Source organism: Ligilactobacillus ruminis DSM 20403 = NBRC 102161 (assembly GCF_900113455.1).
Lineage (GTDB): Bacteria > Bacillota > Bacilli > Lactobacillales > Lactobacillaceae > Ligilactobacillus > Ligilactobacillus ruminis.
Window position 1 is genome coordinate 1 of the sequence record NZ_FOPI01000057.1, and the last position, 1,705, is coordinate 1,705.

1 pseudogene is annotated in these 1,705 nt (G+C 40.0%); it reads right to left on the reverse strand.

The annotated features are described in order from the left end of the window. Positions 1 to 489: 489 nt before the first annotated feature. Positions 490 to 1,146, reverse strand: a pseudogene (locus BMZ95_RS10570) (gamma-glutamyl-gamma-aminobutyrate hydrolase family protein); the annotation flags it as partial. Positions 1,147 to 1,705: the final 559 nt, after the last annotated feature.

Below are 1,705 nucleotides of genomic sequence, written 5' to 3' on the forward strand. Positions count from 1 at the left end.
AAACAAGAAGCCCTGCACATTTGCTTATCGAAACTTTGTTCAGTTTTCAAAGATCTGTTTCACATGTCGCTCGTTGCGACTTCTTAAGCATATCATCAACAAATTATCTTGTCAATAACTTTTTAAAAGTTATTTTCGATTCGATTTAATAAAATCAATTTGCCGACCAAATTATTATCGCACCTTTCAAAAGAAATGTCAATAATAATTTTTATTTTGCATTATCACCAGAAGTGACAACTTGATAATCATAACACGTAAAAATCAATGCGTCAACACCTTTTACGAGTTTAAAATCAAGCACTCTTCATTAGCAACTCTTTAAGTATACCATGTCAGAATAAAATAGCAAGCACTTTTTTAAATGTTTTTTCGCCAGCCGCTCGACCTTTTTTAGAATTGTACGCTATCTCAATAATCAACCAAACTTTATTTAAATACGACCAAAAAAAGATCATTTATTCCCCGGGAAATATTTTTGACGCAGTTTCAAAATTTCTTGGCAGCATCAACGAATGCTGCTAAAATTTTCACCTGTTCTTCAGAATCAAACATCATTTCCGGATGCCATTGAACTGCCAGCGCAAACGGATGATTCATCACCTCGATTGCCTCTGGGACTCCGTCTTCCGACTTTCCCTTGATTTCGCATCCTTTTCCCGGCAAGCTGACTCCCTGATGATGATAGGAATTGACCATGACGCTGCTTTTTCCGAAGATATCCGCAAAGCGACTCCGCGGTTCAAAATCGACTCGATGCCATCCCTCATTGCGCGGATATCTGCTTCCTGAATGGCTTTCAAACCCTCCTTCCTTGACAAGATCCTGGTACAGAGTTCCGCCACAGGCAACGTTGATTATTTGAATTCCTCGACAAATTCCCAAAACAGGTTTCTTTTTTGCAAACAGAAAATAGTTTGCGATTTCGATATCCTGCCGGTCTCTTTTTGACATGACTCTGCCGCAATATTCCTTAGGAAATTCACCGTAACAAACCGGATCAACATCATGTCCGCCGGTGATGACGACTCCGTCCAGACAATCCAGAATCGACTTGACGTTTTGAGGATTTTCATACTGCGGAATTATGACCGGTACGGCACCGGCTTTTTCTAATATGTAAACATAGTCTCCGGCGACAAAATTCCAATCCTGCCCAGGAGTTCCTCCATTGTTTCTATCTTATGGGTCAGAAGATAATTGATAGATTTTGCAAACTCCTGTAAGTTGGAGAGATTCTTCCCTCTCCGTTTCATCTCCGCATAGAAATTTGGGAGCGGTAGTCTGTCGTGCGTTTTCCTGTCGCCTGCAGTCGTCTCAGACTGCATCTGCCTGCATACACAGGTCACTGATCATAAGGCTTTGATCAGCCGCCCATCATCGGGAGTGTCATTATGATTCCGCTTGCTTTCAGAAAAAGAAAGGTCATGGCAGAACTCCTGGTAGGCTTTCAGGGTGCACTTATCAAGTGTCAAGTTTCAGTGAAGGAACATTCCAAAACGTCCTCTAATTACTAAAGTCAAATGACTTGGCATGATGCAAAAAATTCGTGATATTTTTTACATTTTTATCATTTTTTCTTTTACTTTCGTTAGTCCCTTCATATACTCTGGTTATGCCCGTATAATGGTGTAAATTGATAAAAAAAAGAGAGCCAAGTGCTCAGCTCCCAGGTATAATTAAATCAACAAACAACAATAATACT